The organism is Massilia sp. CT11-108, assembly GCF_047302915.1.
In the GTDB taxonomy this organism is placed as follows: Bacteria; Pseudomonadota; Gammaproteobacteria; order Burkholderiales; family Burkholderiaceae_D; genus Telluria; species Telluria orientalis.
Map to the genome: position 1 here is coordinate 1 of NZ_JBKYMO010000050.1, position 20026 is coordinate 20026.

The following is a 20026-nucleotide window of genomic DNA, read 5'->3' on the forward strand; positions in this document are numbered from 1 at the left end:
GCCTCCGGCAACGCGGCGGGGCCGCTGGCGTCCGCGAACGCGCTGCGGCGGCCGTCCGGCGTCGCGACCATGGCGCGCAGGTGCAAGGTGTCGCCGTCGACGGTCGCGTGCGCCGCCAGCGGGATCTGGCAGCTGCCGCCGAACAGTTGCGACACTTTACGTTCGGCCTGCACGGCCTGCGCCGTCTGCGTGTGGTTCAGCGGCGCCAGCAGTGCGCGGACGTCGAAACCGGCGGCATTGCCGGACAGGATCTCGATCGCCATCGCGCCCTGCCCTGCGGCCGGCAGGCTGTCTTCCGGCTCGAGGTAGGCACGGATGCGGCGCGTGAGGCCCAGGCGCTTGAGGCCGGCGGCGGCGAGGATGATCGCGGCGTAGTCGCCACGGTCGAGCTTGCCCAGGCGCGTGTCGAGGTTGCCGCGCAGCGGCTTGATCACGAGCTGCGGATAGCGCGCGGCGATCAGGGCCTGGCGGCGCAGGCTGCTCGTGCCGACGATGCTGCCGGACGGCAACGCGGCCAGGCTGTCGAAATCGTTGGAGACGAACGCGTCGCGCGGGTCTTCGCGTTCGAGGATGGCGGCTAATTCAAAGCCTTCCGGCAATTCCATCGGCACGTCCTTGAGGGAGTGCACGGCCAGGTGGGCACGGCCGTCGGCCATCGCCACTTCGAGCTCTTTCACGAACAAACCCTTGCCGCCGACCTTCGACAACGTCTTGTCGAGAATCTGGTCGCCGCGCGTGGTCATGCCGAGAATGTCGATTTGGCACTGCGGATATAATGCTGCGAGCCGGTCGCGCACATGCGTGGCCTGCCACATGGCCAGGCGGCTTTCGCGCGATGCGATAATCAGTTGCGCGGGAACGTGCTGCGTCGTGTCGTTGGAGTTCAAAACGGTTTCTTTCACTGTCGTTGCGCCCGGATCGGGCAGCGCCGGTTAAGCCCATACCTGAGATCACAAATTCTAGCATGGGCCTACCAGCAGGCCATGGCAAACCGCCAGCGCGCCCCGCAGGACCTTTGGTAATACCGATTCGTTGTATCTGCAGTTTCAACAATTCAACCATGGTCGATATGGACAATCCCGCTGCACTCTCCCCCCAACCGCCCGGCAACGTCGACAAGGACGCGCCGCTGAAAGAAGACATCCGCCTGCTCGGCCGCCTCCTCGGCGACGTGCTGCGCGATCAGGAAGGCGAAGCCGTGTTCGACGTCGTCGAGACGATCCGCCAGACCGCCGTGCGCTTCCGCCGCGAAGACGACGAGCAAGCCGGCACCGAACTCAAGACACTGCTGGCGAAACTGTCGCGCGAAGAGACGAACTCCGTCGTGCGCGCCTTCTCGTACTTCTCGCACCTGGCCAACATCGCGGAAGACCAGCACCACATCCGCCGCCGCCGCGCCCACCTGCTGGCCGGCTCGAAGCCGCAGCCGTCCAGCGTCGCCTACGCCCTCACCCGGTTGAAGGACGCCGGCGTCGCGCAGAGTACGGTGGAGGCTTTTCTCCGCGAAGCGCTGATCGCCCCTGTTCTGACGGCGCACCCGACCGAAGTCCAGCGCAAGTCGACGCTCGACGCCGAGCACGACATCGCGCGCCTGCTGGCCGAGCGCGACCTGCCGCTGACGCCGAAGGAACGCGCGCGCAACCTGCAACTGCTGCAGGCGCGCATCGCGACGCTGTGGCAGACCCGCATGCTGCGCTACGAAAAACTGACGGTGGCGGACGAGATCGAGAACGCCCTGTCCTACTACCGGACGACATTCCTGCGCGAGCTGCCGGCCGTGTACGACGACGTCGAGGAAGAGATCGCGGCGCAGTACGGTACGGCGGCCGCCGGCCTGGACGACGCGGCCTACATGCAGATGGGCAGCTGGATCGGCGGCGACCGCGACGGCAACCCGAACGTCAACGCCGCGACGATGCAGCGCGCGCTCGTGCGCCACTCGACGACCATCTTCGATTTCTATCTCGACGAAGTGCACGCGCTGGGCGCGGAGCTGTCGCCGTCCACGCTGCTCGTGTCCGCGAGCCCCGCGCTGCTGGCGCTGGCCGATGCGTCGCCTGACCACTCCCCGCACCGCAGCGACGAGCCGTACCGCCGCGCGTTGATCGGCGTCTACGCCCGCCTCGCGTCGACGGCGCGCGAACTGGGCGCCACCAACATCCTGCGCAAGGAAGTGGGCCATGCGGACGCGTACCGCGACGCATCCGAATTCCGCGCCGAGCTGCAGGTGCTCGCCGATTCGCTGAACGAAAACCACGGCGCGATCCTCGCCGTGCCGCGCCTGAACGGCCTCGTACGCGCCGCGCGCATCTTCGGCTTCCACCTCGCCTCGCTCGACATGCGCCAGAGCTCCGACGTGCACGAGAAAGTGCTGGCCGAGCTGTTCGCGCGCGCGGGCGTGGAAAGCGATTACGCCGCGCTGTCCGAGGACGCGAAAGTCAGACTGCTGCTGGACGAACTGGCGCAGCCGCGCCTGCTGTACACGCCGTACGAAAGCTATTCGGACATCACGAATTCCGAACTGCAGATCCTGCGCACGGCGCGCGAGATCCGCAAGCGCTACGGCACGCGCGCGATCCGCAACTACATCATCTCGCACACGGAAGAAGTGTCCGACCTGCTGGAAGTCCTGCTGCTGCAAAAGGAAACGGGGCTCTTCCGTCCCAGCGAGAAGAAGAGCGACGCGATGGTGATCCCGCTGTTCGAGACCATCCCCGACCTGCAGCGCGCGGCCGAGATCATGGGCACGTGGATGGCGCTGCCGATCGTATCGGACGTGATCGAGGGCCAGGGCCGCCTGCAGGAAGTCATGCTGGGCTATTCGGACTCGAACAAGGACGGCGGCTTCCTGACGTCGAACTGGGAGCTGTACCAGGCCGAGCTGAAGCTGGTGAAGGTGTTCGCGGACGCGAACGTCAAGCTGCGCCTGTTCCACGGCCGCGGCGGCACGGTGGGCCGCGGCGGCGGCCCGAGCTACGACGCGATCCTCGCGCAGCCGCCGGGCACCGTCAACGGCCAGATCCGCCTGACGGAACAGGGCGAGATCATCTCGTCGAAGTTCAGCAATCCGGAAATCGGCCGCCGCAACCTGGAACTGCTCGTCGCCGCGACCTTGGAAGCGGGCCTGATGCCGCACGACGCGGACCGCGAACAGATCGAACGCCTGGCGCGCTTCGAGCCCGTGATGGCCGAGCTGTCGCAGCGCGCCTACAAGGCGTACCGCGACCTCGTGTACGAGACGCCGGGCTTCACGGACTATTTCTTCGCCGCGACGCCGATCGCGGAGATCGCGGAACTGAACCTCGGTTCGCGCCCGGCGTCACGCAAGTCGACGCGCCGCATCGAAGACCTGCGCGCGATCCCGTGGGGCTTCTCGTGGGGCCAGTGCCGGTTGCTGCTGCCGGGCTGGTTCGGCTTCGGCGCCGCCGTCTCCGGCTGGCTGGCGGAAGGCGACCGTGACGAGCGCCTGGCGCTGCTGCGCGAGATGGGAGAGCACTGGCCGTTCTTCGCGACGCTGCTGTCGAACATGGACATGGTGCTGGCCAAGACCGACCTCGCCATCGCATCGCGCTACGCGGAACTGGTGCCGGATGCCGATCTGCGCGAGCGCATCTTCAAGCGCATCGCGGCCGAGTATGCGGAGACGCTGCATTGCCTCACGCTCGTCACGGGCACGGAGGAACGCCTCGTGAACAACCCGCTGCTGGCGCGGTCGATCCAGAACCGGTTTGCCTATCTCGATCCGCTCAATCACCTGCAAGTCGAGCTGATCCAGCGGCATCGGGCGCTGTCGGCCGAGGAGAAGGTCGACGAGCGGGTGCACCGCGGCATCCATCTCTCCATCAACGGCGTGGCGGCCGGGTTGCGCAACACGGGCTGACGGACCGCCCGCCCATCGCCCGGCGGTTCACCCCGAACCGCCGGGCTCTTGCCGCCTGAACGTCTCGCGCAGGAAGTCGACGAACGCCTTGACCTTCGCCGCGCGCAGGTGCTGCCGCTGGAACAGCACCGAGACGTCCGGCCCGGCGGCGGCGTAATCCGCCAGGACGGGAACGAGAACACCTCTTGCTATCTTGTCCTGCACGGACAACGACAAGACCTGGATGATGCCGCCGCCGGCCACCGCGGCCGCCACCAGCGTTTCGACGTGATCCGTGCCGAAGACACCGCGCAGCGCCAGCGGCGCGGGCTGTCCATCCCGTTCGAAGAACCACGGGCGGATGCGGCGCGATTTCGGATAAACGAAGTTCAGGCAGTCGAATGCCGGCAGATCGTCGGGCGACTGCGGCGTGCCGCGTCGTGCCAGATAATCCGGCGCGGCACAGCAGACATAACGCGTCGTCGCCAGGGTTTGTGCGACGAGGTGGCTATCGGGCAGGTTCCCGATCCGCACGAGGACGTCGATGCCCTCCTCGACCATGTCGACGAAGCGGTCGTTGGCCGTCATCCGGACCGTGATATCCGGATAGTCGCGGAAGAACAGCGGCAACGCCGGCGCGACAATCAGGTCGCCAACGATGCCCGGCATGTCGACCCGCAGGACGCCGCTGGGCGTCGCATTCGACTGCCGCAGCGCGCTTTCGAGTTCATCCATGTCGCCCAGCAGCCGAACCGCGTTGTCGTAGCACTGGCGCCCCTCGTCGGTGAGGGACATGCGGCGCGTCGTGCGGTTCAGCAGCTTCACCCGAAAATGGCTCTCGAGCGACGCCACCTGGTTCGTCACCGAAGACGTGGAAATCCCCAGCCGGTCGGCCGCACGGCTGAACGCTCCAGCTTCCACGACGCAACAGAAGACTTTCAATGCATCCAGGCGGTCCATGCTTCCTCGTCCCGGCATGAGTGACAGGCGGGTATTGTAACAGTGGCAATCCGATTATCCACGAATCCGAAATTCTGCATTGGCGGCCGAGCCATTTTTCCGGCTGCGCATTTTTCCTACACTGGGTTCACTGGCGTTGCGATCGAAGCTGGTGCCAACCACAACCGCCCGAAAGGAAATATCATGAGCAACCCGACCACCATGCAAGCCGTTGTCCTGACCGCGTACAACGAACCCCTCGTGCTGCGCGACGTCGCCCGTCCGGTCGCCGGTCCCGGCCAGGTCCTGGTCCGTGTCGCGGCGAGCGGCGTGAATCCGCTCGACACCAAGATCGTGGCCGGCAAGGCCGATCACGCACACACGGTCCTGCCGGCAATCCTCGGCATCGACATGGCCGGCGTCGTGGAAGCCGTCGGCCCCGGCGTGGAAGGCTTCCGCCCCGGCGACGAGGTCTACGGCATGACGGGCGGCATCGCGGGCGTGCAAGGATCGCTGGCGCAATACGCCGCGGTCGATGCGGACCTGCTGGCACACAAACCGCGCAATATGTCGATGCGCGAAGCCGCGGCGCTGCCCCTCGTGTTCATCACGGCCTGGGAAGGCCTGCTGGATCGCGCCAAGGTCGGCGCGGGCATGAAAGTGCTGGTCCACGGCGGTGCGGGCGGCGTCGGCCACATCGCCGTGCAGATCGCCCGCGCTTTCGGCGCCGACGTGTATGCGACCGGCTCGGCAAGCCAGCGCGAGATCATCGAAGGATACGGCGCCACCGCGATCGACTACCGCACGCGCACCGTGGACGACTACGTGGCGCAGTACACGGACGGCGCAGGCTTCGACATCGTCTTCGACACGGTCGGCGGTGCCACCCTCGACGCCTCGTTCCGCGCCGCCCGCCTGTATGGGGGCCACGTCGTCAGCGCCCTCGGCTGGGGCACCCATGCGCTGGCGCCGCTGTCCTTCCGTGCCGCGACGTACTCGGGCGTCTTCACGCTGCTGCCCCTCATCAGCGGCAAGCGCCGCGCCGCGCACGGCGCCATCATGCGCGAGGCCACCCGGCTGGTGGAAGCCGGCAAGGTCAATATTCGCATCGACCCGACCGACTACACGCTCGCCAACGTGGCCGACGCGCATCGCGCCATCGCCGACGGCACCGCCGCCGGCAAGCTGGTCGTGTCGGTGGCCTGAGCAGGGGGACACGTCGCGTCCGGGATCAGCGCCGCACCGAGATCCCGAACGCGAGGCTGAGCCCATGGCAATCCCTGTTCACCAGCCACGCCACGCCCGTGTCCACGATCGCCTGTGTCCCGTGCCCGATCTGCGGCGCGGCCACTTCCGCGAAGCCGTGCAGCCTTTCGCTGAACGCTTTCCCGACTTCGCGATGCTGCTGGCCCTGTTCGTTTTCAGCGCGGCTCTCCAGGTTGTACGACGCGCTCTCGCGACGGTCGTCAGGTTGAGTTCGCTCAAATGTCACTCAAGCATGAGCTTGAATAATTGCAAGGTTCCCCAGCGCAACGTTTGGGGTACCCACCGTACACAGAGCGTGAACATCCTGAAAGGGGTACGACCGATGGCTGATCCCGACATCGCAAGAACGTTCGCCGAAATTCAATACGTGCTGAGAGATCGCCACCGGCCGCTTCGCCTGCTTCTTGATGGAATGATCAAGGCCGGAAAGGAGTCGCTCCTGCCGCAACGAGTAATCGGTTACGAAGCGATCTGCGGCGGATTCAAATTCCGGATGCTGTGTGTGTCCGAGAACGCGACCCTGCCCCTCAAGAACTTCATCGGTGTCCCTGCCGAACTGCAAATCGTCACCGACCGCGGCCAGCTACGCCGTATATGCGGGCTCGTCACTGAGGCTGCTTCGGGCCAAAGCGACGGCGGGCTCGCCACGTATCAATTAGTCATGAGCGATGCGCTGTCGGTGCTGGAAAACAAATTCAACACACGTGTGTTCCGAGATAAAAGCGAACTGGATATCGTGCAGATACTGGTCGCCGAATGGCAGAAAAGTATGGGGGTTTTGGGAGCATCCTTCGATTTGGCAATCGACGCCAGCCTCGCCAATCGCCGTTTGCCCAAGCGCCAGTTCATCATGCAGCATAACGAGTCAGACGCCGACTTCGTCCGTCGATTGCTGCAACGACGCGGCATCGCCTGGTTTTTTCGTCCCGGGCTGACGACGGGAGCCGGGTCATCCGAAACCGGTCGGACGCCGTCAAGGATCGGACATACCTTGGTATTGTTCGCCGACTCGAGTCAACTCGATCAAAATGCCGCCGGGTTGGTGCGATTTCATCGCGACGATGCAACTGAGCAGCGCGACACCATCACCGGCTGGAGCGCGGTACGTGCGCTCCGTTCGGGGAGTACGTCATTATTCAGCTGGGACTACCTTCAGCCCAGCAATACGATGTTCATGACGGCCCAGGTACCGGCTCAGGCCGATCAGGGCGAGCACGGAAACCAACTGGCCGCCGGACTGGACCATTACCAATTTACAGCCCCGCACCTCGGCGACAGTCCACGCGATCTGTCGGACCTGAACGACGCGCAGATGGCTTACCACGAGTACGCCGCCAAATGGTTCAAAGGCGAAGGCAGCGTACGCGACCTGGCCGTCGGCGAGTGGTTCAGCCTGAAAGGCCATCCAGAAATCGACACCCATCCCGACAGCGAGCGGCAGTTCGTCGTCACATCCCAGCATATCGCTGCGGAGAACAACCTACCGGTGGACATTGGCGCACGTGTGGAGCGGCTCTTCGAACGCAGCGGCTGGGCCCGCGACACCACTGCGCAGCAGCGGACCGACGAAAACCGGACGCTGCGCTACAAGACAAGCTTCACGTGTGTTCGTAGAAGCATCCGCATCGTTCCACCTCGCCCCGTTCTTCCGCGCCCGCAGCTGCAGTCGGCAATCGTCGTCGGCCCGGAGAACGAAGTTGTGTGGTGCGACTCACTGGGCCGTGTCAAAGTCCGCTTTCTGGCCACGTGCCGGGAAGAGCATGCCCATGCGGCGGGTGCCGGCAGTTCCGATTCCGATCGCGACTCGGCCTGGGTCCGTGTCTCGTCCAGTTGGGCCGGCAATGGTCTCGGGGCTCGCCTCCTGCCCCCTGTCGGCACCGAAGTGCTGATTGAATTTGCAGGCGGCGATCCCGACAAGCCAGTCATCATCGGCCAAATGTACAACGGCGATTCGCCACCGCCCATGTTTGTCGGAGAGGACGCGTTGCCCGATACACGCTATCAGTCCGGCCTGCGCAGCCGGGAGATACGTGGCCGGCGCGGTAACCAGGTTCGGCTCGACGATACGACGGGCCAGATCAGTGCGCAGCTGGCCAGCGACCATGGCAAAACGGAGCTGAACCTTGGTTATCTCACTGAGCCGCGCCGAGAGAACGGTGCGCGGCCACGCGGTGACGGCGCGGAATTACGCACCAACGAAGCGATTGCCCTGCGCGCGGCACGCGGTATCTTGCTGAGTGCCTGGAAACTGCTCGACGGCTCTGACAGCAAGGGTGCCCAGCTCGCACGCAACGAATACCTCGACCTGCTGCGCGAATGCGGTGAACTGTGCACTTCACTCGGCAACTACGCCGCAGAGCACAACGGCCTGGCGATCGATGCCAAGGAACAGGATGCACTGCGCGCGCGATTCAAGAATTGGGAGGACGGAAGCAACACCGCGCCCGAAGCCGCCGAGCCAAGAGAGCCCGTCATCGCGGTGACCTCGCCAGCCGGCATCGGCTTCGCGAGCTCGAAGGCTATCGTCAGTTACTCGGCCACCAATGTCGACACAACCGCCCTGCAGCATCTCCAACTCACGGCGGGCCAACGCTTTGCAGTCAATGCCGGCAACGGCATCTCGCTCTTTGCGCGCGGCGGCGGACTCAGTGCGATCGCCCACGTCGGCAAACTGCTTGTGCAAAGCCAGCATGACGACATCGCTGTCAACTCGGCCAAGGACATTCAGGTGACGGCCAGCGAAGGCGCGATCACGGTATCGGCCAAGACCATCCTCTTGGTCGCACAAGATGGATCATTCCTCAAGCTCGGGGATGGATCCCCGGTCCTCGGGAGCAAGGAGGCCCTCAAGTTCCACGGACCCGATTTCATTTGGGATGGGCCGGAGACGATGACCGCGCAGCTCCCCACGTTCAAGAAGGACGGGACGGATCTCAAGTTCGAACCTCGGCTCTACCCGCACCTCGACGGCGGCGTGCCGGCGGCCGGCTTGGCTTACGAGATCGAATCGGCGGCCGGCGGCGGCGCGGGTAGCACTGACGCTCAAGGGACCACCACGATCTTGAAGCACGACCAGATGCACGTTGCAAGCATTGATCTCAAGGAGGGAAGCCAGCCATGACTGACGCAAAGAGCGCTTCACTTTACAAGAAACTGCCATTCAGCCGGGGGAAGGGAGAAGGCGTAACGTTACCGGGGCAAGGCAACAAGAAAATCGTCGGCGTCAAGCACAATCTGCCCGGTTCGATCATTCTCGTGCATGGCGTGAACGATGTAGGCGTCAGTTACGACGCGGTGGAATCGGGTTTGTGCGAGGGGCTGGCGGAACGGCTGTGCGGGGACCTGAAGCCCGGTGCATATCGCATGCCGCAAACCGCTGACCGCGACAAGGTAGAGGAAGATCCTGACGTTGTTTTCTATAAACGTCAGATTACCGACGATACGCACAGCCCGGTCATCCCGTTCTACTGGGGGTTTCGCGAAGAATCTGCGCACATACAGGATTGGAGAAAAACACCGCATGGCCAAGCCCTTGACCGCTACGACAACCGACTGGACAGGGATTACTCGAAAGAAGGCGGCCCATTCTCCAACGCGACATCGTCGCTTTTAGAAATGTGGAATCGGGGCAAGAGCGATTCCTTCGGGATCCTGAATTGGGCGTCGCACGATGCGACCCACCCGATCCTGAATAATCCGGGCCGCCTTTACATGATCCTTGCGGCGCGGCGGTTGGCTGCGCTCATCTCAATGATCCGCGACTACGACGAAAACGAAACGGTCTCAATCGTCGCTCACAGCCAGGGTTGTTTGCTCAGTTTGCTGGCACAGGCTTTTCTGCTTGATCCCAAAATGCAAAAGGACCAGCCTGGTGCGCGTCCGGCCGATACACTCATCCTGTGCAACCCGCCTTATAGTCTTGTCGCAGAACTACCCGTAGGAGCAAAGCTCGCGAACATGTACTCAGGTTCGGATTCGCTGATGACAACCAAACAGAACCGTTACCGGTACATCAAAGGTGGCCAGACATTACATGCACGTCTGGCCACCTTGGCGAACATTGTCAACGGCGTGCACACCAACAAGCATGCAACGCCACCGTTATCGGAACTGACAAACACGAAGAAGCATATGGGGACGGTTGGTCCCAAATGGGACGCCGAGAAGGACCGCGATAACCGCGGCAAAGTCTATCTTTATTTTTCTCCGGAAGATATGACCGTGGCATTTTCCGGCGTGGAAGGGATCGGCTGGCAGGGCGTGCCCGATTTCCAACGTGGTCAACGTCGAGAAACTCGCCCATTTGACGCAACTGCGCCGGTCGATAATTTTGGTCCATCGCAATCCGTGCTGATTACCGAGACACGCAAACCGCTTTCCGAATTGGGCCACGGATTCTTTCAGCGCGTCTTCACATTGAAACGTCGCCCGGATTTCCGGAATGGGAAGCCGGTTCTCGTTGGACAAGCCCCGCACGACTTTGTGCTTCGGGTAACTGGCGAAAACGACTATGCCCATACAGCCGCCAGCGACACGTTCGCAAGCAACGCCGGCCTGCGCCAACACTTGCCCACCCCGGCTGATGCGCCTGACAGTATGTCTCCTGAAGAGCGGGCACGGTTTGGCCTGCGCCGCATCACGGGCGAAGCCCTGCCGAAGGCTGTGGCGGCAAGCATGGGCGAAGGCGCCTTCCCCGATGCGCATAGCCGCTACGGAGCAAGCGAGAACGTCGATCAGATCGACGCGGCGATCTCCGTTACCAGCAAGTATGGCATTGACGGGCATCATTGGGAATGCATCTCCGATACGTGTGGCATCGCCACCAGGTTGCGGGGCTATCAACCGATTCCAAGCCCTCGTCCGGACCTGCATGTGAGTAGAGTGGCAAAAGTCAACGATCAGCGGTCCGTGCTCGCGGGACAGCTCAATCGCGACAAAAAGGTTGAAGACATGTGCGAGGTTAAGAATCTGTACGTTTGCCTGGATGTCGGTTTTGAACGCCCCCTCAGTCCGCCCAAGTTGCTGATCGAAAGAACCGAAACGCCGAACGAGGCCCGGCTGCGCTGGCAAAAAACGAATATGGCCCGGTCGTTCCACAGTGCGATTTATGGTGGCCGCAAAAACCATAGCCAGGTGACCGCGTACGACGTTGCAATTGGTGGCGGCAAGGCGCCGACGGATCCGTTGTTTTACAAGTACTTGTGCGCGGTGGCGGATTGGCGGTTGAAAGATCCACCTATTAAGCAAAAGCTTCGACCAGGCATGCTCAAATGGAGCGAGTTCCTGCAACAGTTTGCGGACTACTGGGCTGACGAGCGGCCTTGGCGAAAGACGCTTATCGAAAATACCCAAATTTATTACGCAACCGGAACATTACCCGCTGACCTGCCGCTTCCACCAGAGGGAATCCCGCCGTGCCTTGTCGTTGAATCGACGGCTGGCACGGTCGACCAAACTGGACGGGTGAACACATGAGTACGCTATACAAAAATCGGTTACTGCTGGCAAAACGCTTATCAGACAACGCAATACTCCATTTGACGCATTTGGTATTTTTTACCATTTCAACAAGCGCAATAGCGGCATCTACTCCGACGGAGACAGCAATGAGGACACCTTGGTGGTTTTTGGCAACCGCATTGGGAATAGGACTGGTGCTTGGCGGGCGTTGGGTGCTAGCGGCACGCGAAGCGGACGCACGACAGGCTCTGGCATCGGCCGCAGCGGCGGAAAAGGCACGTGAGCAGGTCGAGGTGGCACACACTGCGCAAGGCAAGCGCGAATACGTGTTGGAAGTAATCAATCTTGGTGTCACGCTAGACAAATACCGTCAAGGCAAGCTATGGGACGCACTGCAATCTGGCAACCCGTACACATCGCTTCGTGAGCAAGATCCAAAAAAATATCCTTGGACAATGTTTGACAAACTCGGCCAAAGCGGCGGACGGAGTGGAGACACCTTGGAAAACGGTGCCGGATATACCGTAACCGAATGGGGCACCCCGGTCTTTAATGCAAGACCTCCGGACATGAGCGAATATGCAGCCAACCCACTTATGCCTGACATGGGTCTCGCAGCATCTGCTGAATCATCGGGCATGTCCACTAGTTTGTTCGTAGCGGGTCCAGCGCGCTTTGCCGAGCGGCCGGACCGCATTCTCGAAGAGGTGTTCGAGTTCTTTGACGTGAACCCCGATGTTCCCTATGTCGTTTTGAACTCAGACGACGGCGACGATGTCCGGCACGTGTCGCGCCCCTCCGGTTCCCCACCGCTCGTCAAAGAAGGCTACTACATCCCCAAAATGCCTGACGCTTCGGCCCTTTTTGTGCTCGCCCGCCGCGAGCGGGTCGATCCGATCCGCCCTTTCACCTACGAAGATATCGACGACTACCGCACGCCAATGGAAGTGCTCAATCGCGACGGTGTCGCAAGACGCCTGTACCTCGGCTACCTCGACTTACAGAAATCGGTACCCTGTCCGAATGGTTACACTTCGGCCGTAGGTCGATCGGTAACTGCTGCCGAATGGGTCGAATACGCCGCCAAGTTCAGCAAGCGCCCGGACATCCGCGGTACCGGCCAGATCAGTTTCCTGGATCGCGAATTCAACGCCAAGCACCGTCCCCCACTCGACTGGAAACCGACGCCCTGGTTCCCCATCCCATGGAGCAAACTACAGCTTCAACAATTCGACAGCATGGCAACGCTCGGCTTCATCCACCGACCAGTTTTCGTCAAGACCACGGACGAACACGGCAAGCCACTCCCCCGGCGCGATGCGCGGCAAAAAGCATTAGTGGAAGGCCTGCAGGAAGCACTGCGCACGCTGCCCGAGACCGAGCGCGCCAAGGGCCCGGCGCGCGTGATCGCAGCCACGAACAATCAAACCGAGCAACTGGTCGCCCTCGAAGGCATGCTGCATCAATACGCCGCGCAAGGCGGTCCCGAAATCGACAGCGGCAAGCTGGACCAGTTCATCAACATCGACCGGCGCCTCGGCAATACCGGCGCGGCCACCTTGTTCATGCAGATGGCGATTGGCGTAATGGGCAGCTACCGTGCCGGCGGCCCGAGCCTCGCCGTCAATCTGCGCGATCCGCACGAGGCGACGTTCATTTTCATCAGTCCCCCTTCAGAAGAAAAACGCAAAGCCCAGCAGGAATCACGCGGTGACGTGTTCCGTAGTATCAGATCGATGACGCCCCCTGCAGAGAGCGACGCTGCCACGGCCGTCAGGTAGCCATGTTCGTATTCAAACCGGATACCCACCATGAAAAACGTCATCAGGCTAGGCGACGCCACAACCCACGGCGGCAAAGTGATCAGCGCCAGCGCGTCGCATTTCAAAGTTCACGGGATTCCGGTCGCCTGCGTGGGCGACACGTGCAGTTGTCCCATCCCTGGCCACTCAGGCTGCACGATCACCAGCGGTTCTCCGCACCATACAATCAGCGGCAAGCACATCGCTTTCGATGGCGACAGTCTGAGTTGTGGAGCGAAGCTGATCTCAAGCTTTCAGCATTTCAGCACAAAGATATAGCGTAAGTCGCGTACGACGTTAGCGTCTGACGGACACGCCAAACGCCAGGCTCAGCCCCGGCGTCTGGCGATTCACCCCATGCACGACCATCGCGTCGATCTGGCAATCCCTGTTCACCAGCCACGCCACGCCCGTGTCCACTATCGCCTGCGTCCCGTGCCCGATCTGCGGCGCGGCCACTTCCGCGAAACCGTGCAGCCGCTCGCTGAACGCCTTCCCGACCGACGCCGCGAACACGCCGTACGTAACGTCGCTATCGCGCACCATGCCCGGCATCACGCCCAGCGACCAGTCGTGCCCGAGATCCCACTCCACCGGCAGCTCGACCGCGGGCCGGAACCCGCTGCCGCGCAGCGCCGCACTGCCCGTGGGCAGCGCCACCTCGGCGATCATCCCGACGGATGGCCGCATGCCGTCCTGGTCGGCGACGTGCCACTTCACACCGGCGGACAGATCGGCCCAGCCCGCACTGACCGTATGCGCGCCGGACGCGGGGTCGCTCGCGTGCTCGATGGTGCGCCCGTCCGTCTCCACGCGCAGTTCGAACGCGTTCGAGACGCCGATGCGCAGCAGCGTCGGCGTCGTGAGCGTGCGCACGTGCACGTCAAGGTCGCGCTGGCGATCCCATTGCACGCCCGTCTCGAGCTGGATGCGGTGGCTGCCCACCACCTGGCTCGAGTTGGCGACGTTGGGACGGTCGGGGTTGATGGTGTCGTCGTCCGCATGGGCGGCCGGGACGGACAGGACGCCTGCCAGCAGGCAGGCCAGGGAAGCGGAGCGGATCGAAGTTTGCATACCGACAGTATGCCAAGACCGGGCCGGCGCGGCCCAACCTGTCTACATCGTAATCATTGCAGGGCCAGGCGCGCGGCGTGGCCGCCGGCGGCGCGGGTGTCGTCCGACCCGGCTTCGATGCGTCCGGACAGCGTCTCCATGCTTTTTTCGAGTACGTGGAAACGCTCCATGAACGCCGGATACGCGGCGCGCGCGGCGGCCCGGAGGGCGTCATGCGCCTGGTCGGCCTGCATCTGGTGGCGGATGGCGCTGCCGTTGCCGGTGATGGCGTCCATGGCGCCGTCGAGCTGTCCGACGGCCAGTTCGCCGATGCCGCCGACCATCACGACGAAGGCGATGGCGGTGACGTTCCAGGCCAGCATGGGAGTTCCTTTAACGGCGGACCGACAGGCCCAGGCCGATGCCCAGGTCCGGCGTGCGGCGGTTCAGGCCGCGGCTCACCGCGGCGTCCAGTTGGATGTCGTTCGTGACCAGCCAGGTCACGCCGGTGTCGAAGACGGCCTGCGTACCGCCGCGGTCGGCCGCGACATCACGGAACGCCTTGCTGCCGCCGGGCAGGTCCGCGTGCAGCAGCCAGCCCAGCGACGGGGTGGCGCCATCCTGGTCGGCCGTGTGCCATTTGATGCCGACGGACGTGTCGGCGTAACCGGCCATCGTCGCGCCGCCCGCGTGCTCGATGGTGCGGCCGTCCGTTTCGAAGCGCAGTTCCATCGTCTCGCCGAGGCCGATGCGCAGCAGGGTCGGCATGGTCAGCGTGCGTACCGTGGCGCCGTCGGTGCGGTCGCGCTCCCACTGCAGGCTCGTTTCCAGCTGCAGGCGGCCTTTGCCGACGACCTGGCTCGATTCGACGACGTCGGGACGGTCGGAGGTCATCGTGTCGTCAGCGCCGGCCGATGCGGCGAGCGGCAGGCCGCAGGCGGCGGCTAACAAAAGGGAAGAAAAGCGATCCATGCGGATATTCGGAACAGTCGATGTGCCAAGTATCCGCAAGCTGGCTCAGCAATACCAGACAGATTGTGAATGTCCCGATAGGACCATTTTTCGTTTGATAACTTGTGTCGGGGCGGCACAACACAGCTTGCCGGACCGCCATGTCGAACGCCGTGCATCAACCCTGGAAAGAAATGCGATGACCAGGGCGCAACGGAATGGCGATGAGCGCCAGCACGAGGCACAGCGCGGCCATCAACCACCATGCGGGTGCGAGATTCGAGAGATGCTCGCGCAGCAGTCCGGCAACGAGCGGCAGGATCGCCGCCAGCAGGTAGCCGCCGCCCTGGACGAAACCCACGATGGCACCGGCATCCGCCGGGTTATCGCCATGGTCCATCGCGACGATGAGCGACAGGGGGAACAGGGCACCGATGCCGAACCCGGCCAGCAGTGCCGCCGGCCATGCGAGCGCGGCCGGGGCGACGGACAAGCCGAGCATCCCCGCGAGGAGCGCGCCGATCGCCAGGAGCAGCACCACGCGCCGGTCGGGCGTCCGGCCGACCACGGCGGACACGGCGATCCCTGCCGCCACTTCCGCGCAGGTCAGGGCGCCGAGCAACGCCCCCGCCGCTTCCGGCGACCAGCCGAGCTGTGTGTAAAACGGCGGCAACCACGCCAGTACCAGGGTATAGGCGCCGGTGCCCAGGCCGAAAAAACCCAGCAGGAGCCAGCCGCGCGGCTTCCGGTGGACCGGGCGCCGTGCCGTGGGCACAGGAAGTACGTCGGGTTGCGACGTAGCCAGGCACCAGGCCACCAGTCCCACCAGGGCGGGAAACACCCATACGCCCAGGGCTGCGGTCCAGTCCATGCCTTGCGCCAGCCATGGACTGGCTGCGCTGGAGATCATCGCCCCGCCCATGATTGCCGTCGAATAAATCCCCATCACCGTTGCCGTGTGCCCTCCCGCGCGGTGCCGGATCACCATCGGCATCAAAGCCTGGACCAGCGCGATACCGATGCCGCCTGCGATCGCCGTCGCGAGCAACGCCGTGGGGCCGCTCCACACCCAGCGTCCCAGGCAGGCCAGCACGACGAGCAGCACGCCGGACGCGATGCCCCGGCGCGCGCCGAATGCGGCTTGCAGACGGGACGCGCCCAGCATGCACACGCCCATCAATGCGACCGGAAGCGTGGTCAGCAGGCTGGCCCCGGTATCGCCCAGCCCCGTCTCGCGCTGGATCACGTCGAGCAGGGGCCCGATCGTCGCCATCGTGGGACGAAGGTTGATTCCAACGAGCACTACCGCTGCCGGAAATGCAAATGCGCCGCGTGGTTCTACCATGATGAATTCCTGGAAGCGTTTGGCGCTTGGCTGCGCCATCGGCATTCCATATAATTTGATGTGAAGATATTTTATCTCTACATCAAGATACTTGCAAACATGGATAGAGCGCAGAAAGCAGCGGAACAATGGGCGCGCGAACGCCCGGATCTCGACGTGGGACCCATGATCCTGTTGGGACGACTGGGCGAAGCGGGCGTGGTGATCATGCGCGACCACCTCAATCCGCTATTCGCGCGCTTCGGCTTGCAGCCGGGCGAATTCGACGTGCTGGCAACGCTGAGGCGCAGCGGACCGCCCTTTGCGCTGACGCCGACCGACCTCTACGAAGCGGCCATGATCTCGTCGGGCAGTATGACCAACCGCATCGATCGGCTGGAAAAGGCCGGGCTCGTGCAACGGCAGCCCAACCCAAGGGATGGCCGGGGCACCCTGGTGGCGCTCTCCGCCGCGGGACTTACCCTCATCGACGAGGCTGTTGCCGAGCATGTCGCCAACCAGCAGGCGATCGTCAGCGGGTTGACGGACAAGGAGCAGGCGCAACTTTCAACGCTCCTGGCCAAGCTCCTCGCCTCGACCAGCGGCAAGGCGCCAGGCTGATCACGTCGTGGTTTCGGCGTGTACCGATGCCAGTACCGCGGGCCAGTGGCCGCGATCGATGGCAAAGAACCTGCACCAGCCCAGCACGGTGAAGAGGCAGGCGTCGGCGACGCTGAAAGACGCGCCCGCCAGATGATCCTGGCGGCCCAACACGTCTTGCTGTCCACCTTGACGAGATCGAACGGCAGGCCGAGTTCGCGCAACACGATATGCGGAGACAGCGAACAGGTATGGGGGGCGTAGTACAGCTTCATGGCGCGCCGGGACGGGCGGCTGCGCCGTGCACGGCCGGAGTCTCGTGGAACAGGCGGGCCTGCGCCTGCCGGACATCCGCGTGACCGTGCGCGACTGGGCCAGCGCCTGCATGCTGGTGCGCGAAGGCATGGGCGTCGCCCTCGTGCCCGAATCGACGTTGCCTGAAGACCGGCGCGGACTGCGCGTCATGCAGCTGACGCCGCCTGTTCACCGCGAATTCGGCCTGGTCTGCGCCGAAACCGGGAAGGCGTCCCGCCCGGTGCAGGCTTTCCTCACAGGACTTCTGCCCGCGCAATGAAAAAGCCGCGCGGCCCGGACGGGCGGCGCGGCTGTTCGGGACTCGCGTAACGCTTACTGGTTCTGCAGGAACGTCTTGAGCTTGTCCGAGCGCGACGGCTGGCGCAGCTTGCTCATCGCCTTCGCTTCGATCTGGCGGATACGCTCGCGGGTCACGTCGAACTGCTTGCCCACTTCTTCCAGCGTGTGGTCGTTCGACATCTCGACGCCGTAGCGCATGCGCAGCACCTTCGCTTCGCGCGGGGTCAGCGAGTCCAGCACTTCCTTGATCACGTTGCGCATCGACGCGTGCATCGCGGCGTCCAGCGGCGCCAGCGTGGCGTTGTCTTCGATGAAGTCGCCCAGCTGCGAATCGCCGTCCTCGCCCATCGGGGTTTCCATCGAGATCGGTTCCTTCGCGATCTTCATGATCTCGCGGACCTTCGATTCCGGCATCTCCATCTTCGTCGCCAGCGTGGCCATGTCCGGCTCGGTGCCCGTTTCCTGCATGATCTGGCGCGAGATGCGGTTCATCTTGTTGATCGTCTCGATCATGTGCACCGGCACGCGGATCGTGCGGGCCATGTCGGCGATCGAACGCGTGATCGCCTGGCGGATCCACCACGTCGCGTACGTCGAGAATTTATAGCCGCGACGGTACTCGAACTTGTCGACCGCCTTCAGCAGGCCGATGTTGCCTTCCTGGATCAGGTCGAGGAACTGCAGGCCGCGGTTGATGTACTTCTTCGCGATCGAGATCACGAGACGCAGGTTGGCCACGGTCATTTCGCGCTTCGCCGTGCGGGCGCGCTTTTCGCCGGCCGCCATCTGGCGGTTGATGGTGCGCAGGTCCGCCAGCGGCAGCGCCACGCGCGCCTGCAGGTCGATCATGCGCTGCTGCAGTTCCAGGATCGCCGGGGCGTTGCGCTTCAACACGGCGCTGTACGGATACGCGCAATCGACTTCGCGCTGCACCCATTCCAGGTCCGTCTCGTTGCCCGGGAAGACCTTGATGAAGTGGGCGCGCGGCATGCCGCAGCGGTTCACGCAGATGTCCAGCACGGCGCGTTCGATCGAGCGCACCTCGTCCATCTGGTGGCGCAGCGTGTCGCACAGCTTTTCCACGACTTTCGCCGTGAAGCGGATGCCCAGCAGTTCGGACGAGATGACTTCCTGCGCGGCCGTGTAGGCCGGCGAGCCATAGCCCTGCGTCTTGAACGCGTGACCCATCTTGTCGAACTGCTTCTCGATGAGGGAGAACTTCTCCAGCGCGCCCTTCTTCAGCGCGGCCAGCTGTTCGGCCGAGTAGCCCGCCGCGGCGCTGCCGCCGGCACCGCCGTCGTCTTCCTCTTCCCCGACGTCGTCGTCTTCCTCGTCCTCGTCCTCGTCGCTCGCGCCGGTCACCGGCGCGGTGGCGGGGGCGCCTTCGTTGTGGTCGATCAGGCCGTCCACGACGTCATCGATCTTCAGCTCGTCCTTGGCGATCTTGTGCGACAGCGCGATGATCTCGGAAATCGTCACCGGGCACGCGGAGATCGCCTGCACCATGTCCTTCAGGCCATCCTCGATGCGCTTGGCGATGGCGATCTCGCCTTCGCGCGTCAGCAGCGACACGGCGCCCATCTCGCGCATGTACATGCGGACCGGATCGGTCGTGCGGCCGAAGTCGGAGTCGACGGTCGACAACGCGGTCGCGGCGGCCGCTTCCACTTCGTCTTCGGAGGTCGGCGTGACGACGGCGTCCGACAGCAGCATCATTTCCGCTTCCGGCGCGCGCTCGTAGACGGCGATGCCCATGTCGTTGAACGTCGCGATGATGCCTTCGATCGCTTCCGGATCGATGATGTTTTCCGGCAGCTGGTCGTTGATTTCCGCGTGGGTCAGGTAGCCGCGCTCCTTGCCCATGTTGATCAGGTTCTTCAGCTGCTGGCGGCGCTTTTCCAGTTCCTCGGCCGAAAAGCCTTCCGCGGCGCCGAACAGGTTGGCGCTGCCCTTGGCCTTGCGCTCACGCAGTTTCGACGCGGCCTTCAGCTCGGCGCGCTCGACGGCGTTCAGCGCCGCGATCTCGTCGTTCTCCGGCACGAATTCGCTCGGCTTGCGGCCGCGGCGGCCCGGCACCTTCACTTGCGGCAGCAGGTAGCCGGACGTGTCGATCGCGGCCAGCGCGGCGGCGTCCGTCGTCGTGCTGACGGTGCCGGTCGGCTGCGCGGACGTCGTCGT

At 63.8% G+C, this 20026-nt stretch carries 17 protein-coding genes and 1 pseudogene; 8 read left to right on the top strand and 10 right to left on the bottom strand.

All coding sequences use genetic code 11. The features are described from left to right. The coding region (gene hemC / locus ACEN88_RS07090) for a hydroxymethylbilane synthase (RefSeq protein ID WP_413338283.1) at positions 1 to 815 on the bottom strand (815 nt) is incomplete at its 3' end. A gap of 149 nt (positions 816 to 964) precedes the next feature. Here hemC and ppc point away from each other — a divergent pair. Next, positions 965 to 3880, top strand: a complete 2916-nt coding sequence (gene ppc, locus ACEN88_RS07095; protein ID WP_413338256.1) for a phosphoenolpyruvate carboxylase — start codon at positions 965 to 967, stop codon at positions 3878 to 3880. Between the two features lie 27 nt (positions 3881 to 3907). Here ppc and ACEN88_RS07100 read toward each other — a convergent pair whose 3' ends face one another. After that, entirely contained in the window at positions 3908 to 4819 is a 912-nt protein-coding gene (locus tag ACEN88_RS07100; RefSeq protein ID WP_413338258.1) for a LysR substrate-binding domain-containing protein, read from the bottom strand. Positions 4820 to 5002: 183 nt separating this feature from the next. Between ACEN88_RS07100 and ACEN88_RS07105 the strand changes: the two genes are divergently transcribed. Continuing rightward, the gene (locus ACEN88_RS07105) at positions 5003 to 6004 is read left to right on the top strand and encodes a zinc-dependent alcohol dehydrogenase family protein (protein ID WP_413338260.1); all 1002 of its coding nucleotides are present in this window, start codon (positions 5003 to 5005) and stop codon (positions 6002 to 6004) included. A gap of 25 nt (positions 6005 to 6029) precedes the next feature. Here the strand turns inward: ACEN88_RS07105 and ACEN88_RS07110 are convergent, their stop codons facing one another. Next, positions 6030 to 6290 (bottom strand): hypothetical protein, encoded by a 261-nt coding sequence (locus ACEN88_RS07110; RefSeq protein ID WP_413338262.1) that lies wholly within the window; start codon positions 6288 to 6290, stop codon positions 6030 to 6032. Positions 6291 to 6359: 69 nt separating this feature from the next. Between ACEN88_RS07110 and ACEN88_RS07115 the strand changes: the two genes are divergently transcribed. The 4 genes from ACEN88_RS07115 to ACEN88_RS07130 all read left to right on the top strand — a co-directional run bounded on the left by ACEN88_RS07115 (position 6360) and on the right by ACEN88_RS07130 (position 13605). Further along, complete coding sequence (locus tag ACEN88_RS07115) at positions 6360 to 9185, top strand: type VI secretion system Vgr family protein (protein WP_413338264.1); 2826 nt, start codon at positions 6360 to 6362, stop codon at positions 9183 to 9185. Continuing rightward, positions 9182 to 11539 carry a DUF3274 domain-containing protein gene (locus ACEN88_RS07120; RefSeq protein WP_413338266.1) on the top strand — a complete coding sequence of 786 codons (2358 nt, stop codon included), beginning with the start codon at positions 9182 to 9184 and terminating at the stop codon, positions 11537 to 11539. The genes ACEN88_RS07115 and ACEN88_RS07120 overlap by 4 nt, the downstream gene beginning before the upstream one ends. Before the next feature lie 131 nt (positions 11540 to 11670). Then, entirely contained in the window at positions 11671 to 13305 is a 1635-nt protein-coding gene (locus ACEN88_RS07125) for a DUF2875 family protein (protein ID WP_413338268.1), read from the top strand. A gap of 30 nt (positions 13306 to 13335) precedes the next feature. Beyond that, positions 13336 to 13605: a PAAR domain-containing protein gene (locus ACEN88_RS07130; protein WP_413338270.1), complete on the top strand. Its 270-nt coding sequence runs from the start codon at positions 13336 to 13338 to the stop codon at positions 13603 to 13605. Positions 13606 to 13623: 18 nt separating this feature from the next. Here ACEN88_RS07130 and ACEN88_RS07135 read toward each other — a convergent pair whose 3' ends face one another. From ACEN88_RS07135 to ACEN88_RS07150, 4 genes are all read right to left on the bottom strand, one after another. Then, positions 13624 to 14400, bottom strand: a complete 777-nt coding sequence (locus tag ACEN88_RS07135; RefSeq protein WP_413338272.1) for a transporter — start codon at positions 14398 to 14400, stop codon at positions 13624 to 13626. Positions 14401 to 14453: 53 nt separating this feature from the next. After that, positions 14454 to 14762 (bottom strand): hypothetical protein, encoded by a 309-nt coding sequence (locus tag ACEN88_RS07140; RefSeq protein WP_413338274.1) that lies wholly within the window; start codon positions 14760 to 14762, stop codon positions 14454 to 14456. Between the two features lie 10 nt (positions 14763 to 14772). Then, positions 14773 to 15351: a transporter gene (locus ACEN88_RS07145; RefSeq protein ID WP_413338275.1), complete on the bottom strand. Its 579-nt coding sequence runs from the start codon at positions 15349 to 15351 to the stop codon at positions 14773 to 14775. A gap of 157 nt (positions 15352 to 15508) precedes the next feature. After that, positions 15509 to 16675, bottom strand: a complete 1167-nt coding sequence (locus ACEN88_RS07150; RefSeq protein WP_413338285.1) for an MFS transporter — start codon at positions 16673 to 16675, stop codon at positions 15509 to 15511. A gap of 99 nt (positions 16676 to 16774) precedes the next feature. On the opposite strand from ACEN88_RS07150, the gene ACEN88_RS07155 reads away from it, so the two are divergent. Continuing rightward, positions 16775 to 17275: a MarR family winged helix-turn-helix transcriptional regulator gene (locus ACEN88_RS07155; RefSeq protein ID WP_413338287.1), complete on the top strand. Its 501-nt coding sequence runs from the start codon at positions 16775 to 16777 to the stop codon at positions 17273 to 17275. Here ACEN88_RS07155 and ACEN88_RS07160 read toward each other — a convergent pair whose 3' ends face one another. Next, positions 17276 to 17428, bottom strand: coding sequence for a hypothetical protein (locus ACEN88_RS07160; protein ID WP_413338277.1), 153 nt, complete (start codon positions 17426 to 17428; stop codon positions 17276 to 17278). Then, positions 17428 to 17529: pseudogene (locus tag ACEN88_RS07165) on the bottom strand (glutathione transferase GstA); the annotation flags it as partial. The pseudogene ACEN88_RS07165 and the gene ACEN88_RS07160, both read right to left, overlap by 1 nt. A gap of 26 nt (positions 17530 to 17555) precedes the next feature. Between ACEN88_RS07165 and ACEN88_RS07170 the strand changes: the two are divergent. Next, a complete protein-coding gene (locus tag ACEN88_RS07170; protein WP_413338279.1) occupies positions 17556 to 17828 on the top strand; it encodes a LysR family transcriptional regulator substrate-binding protein in 273 nt (90 codons plus the stop codon). A gap of 53 nt (positions 17829 to 17881) precedes the next feature. Here ACEN88_RS07170 and rpoD read toward each other — a convergent pair. After that, positions 17882 to 20026: RNA polymerase sigma factor RpoD (gene rpoD / locus ACEN88_RS07175; RefSeq protein WP_413338281.1), on the bottom strand; the 2145-nt coding region annotated here is incomplete at its 5' end.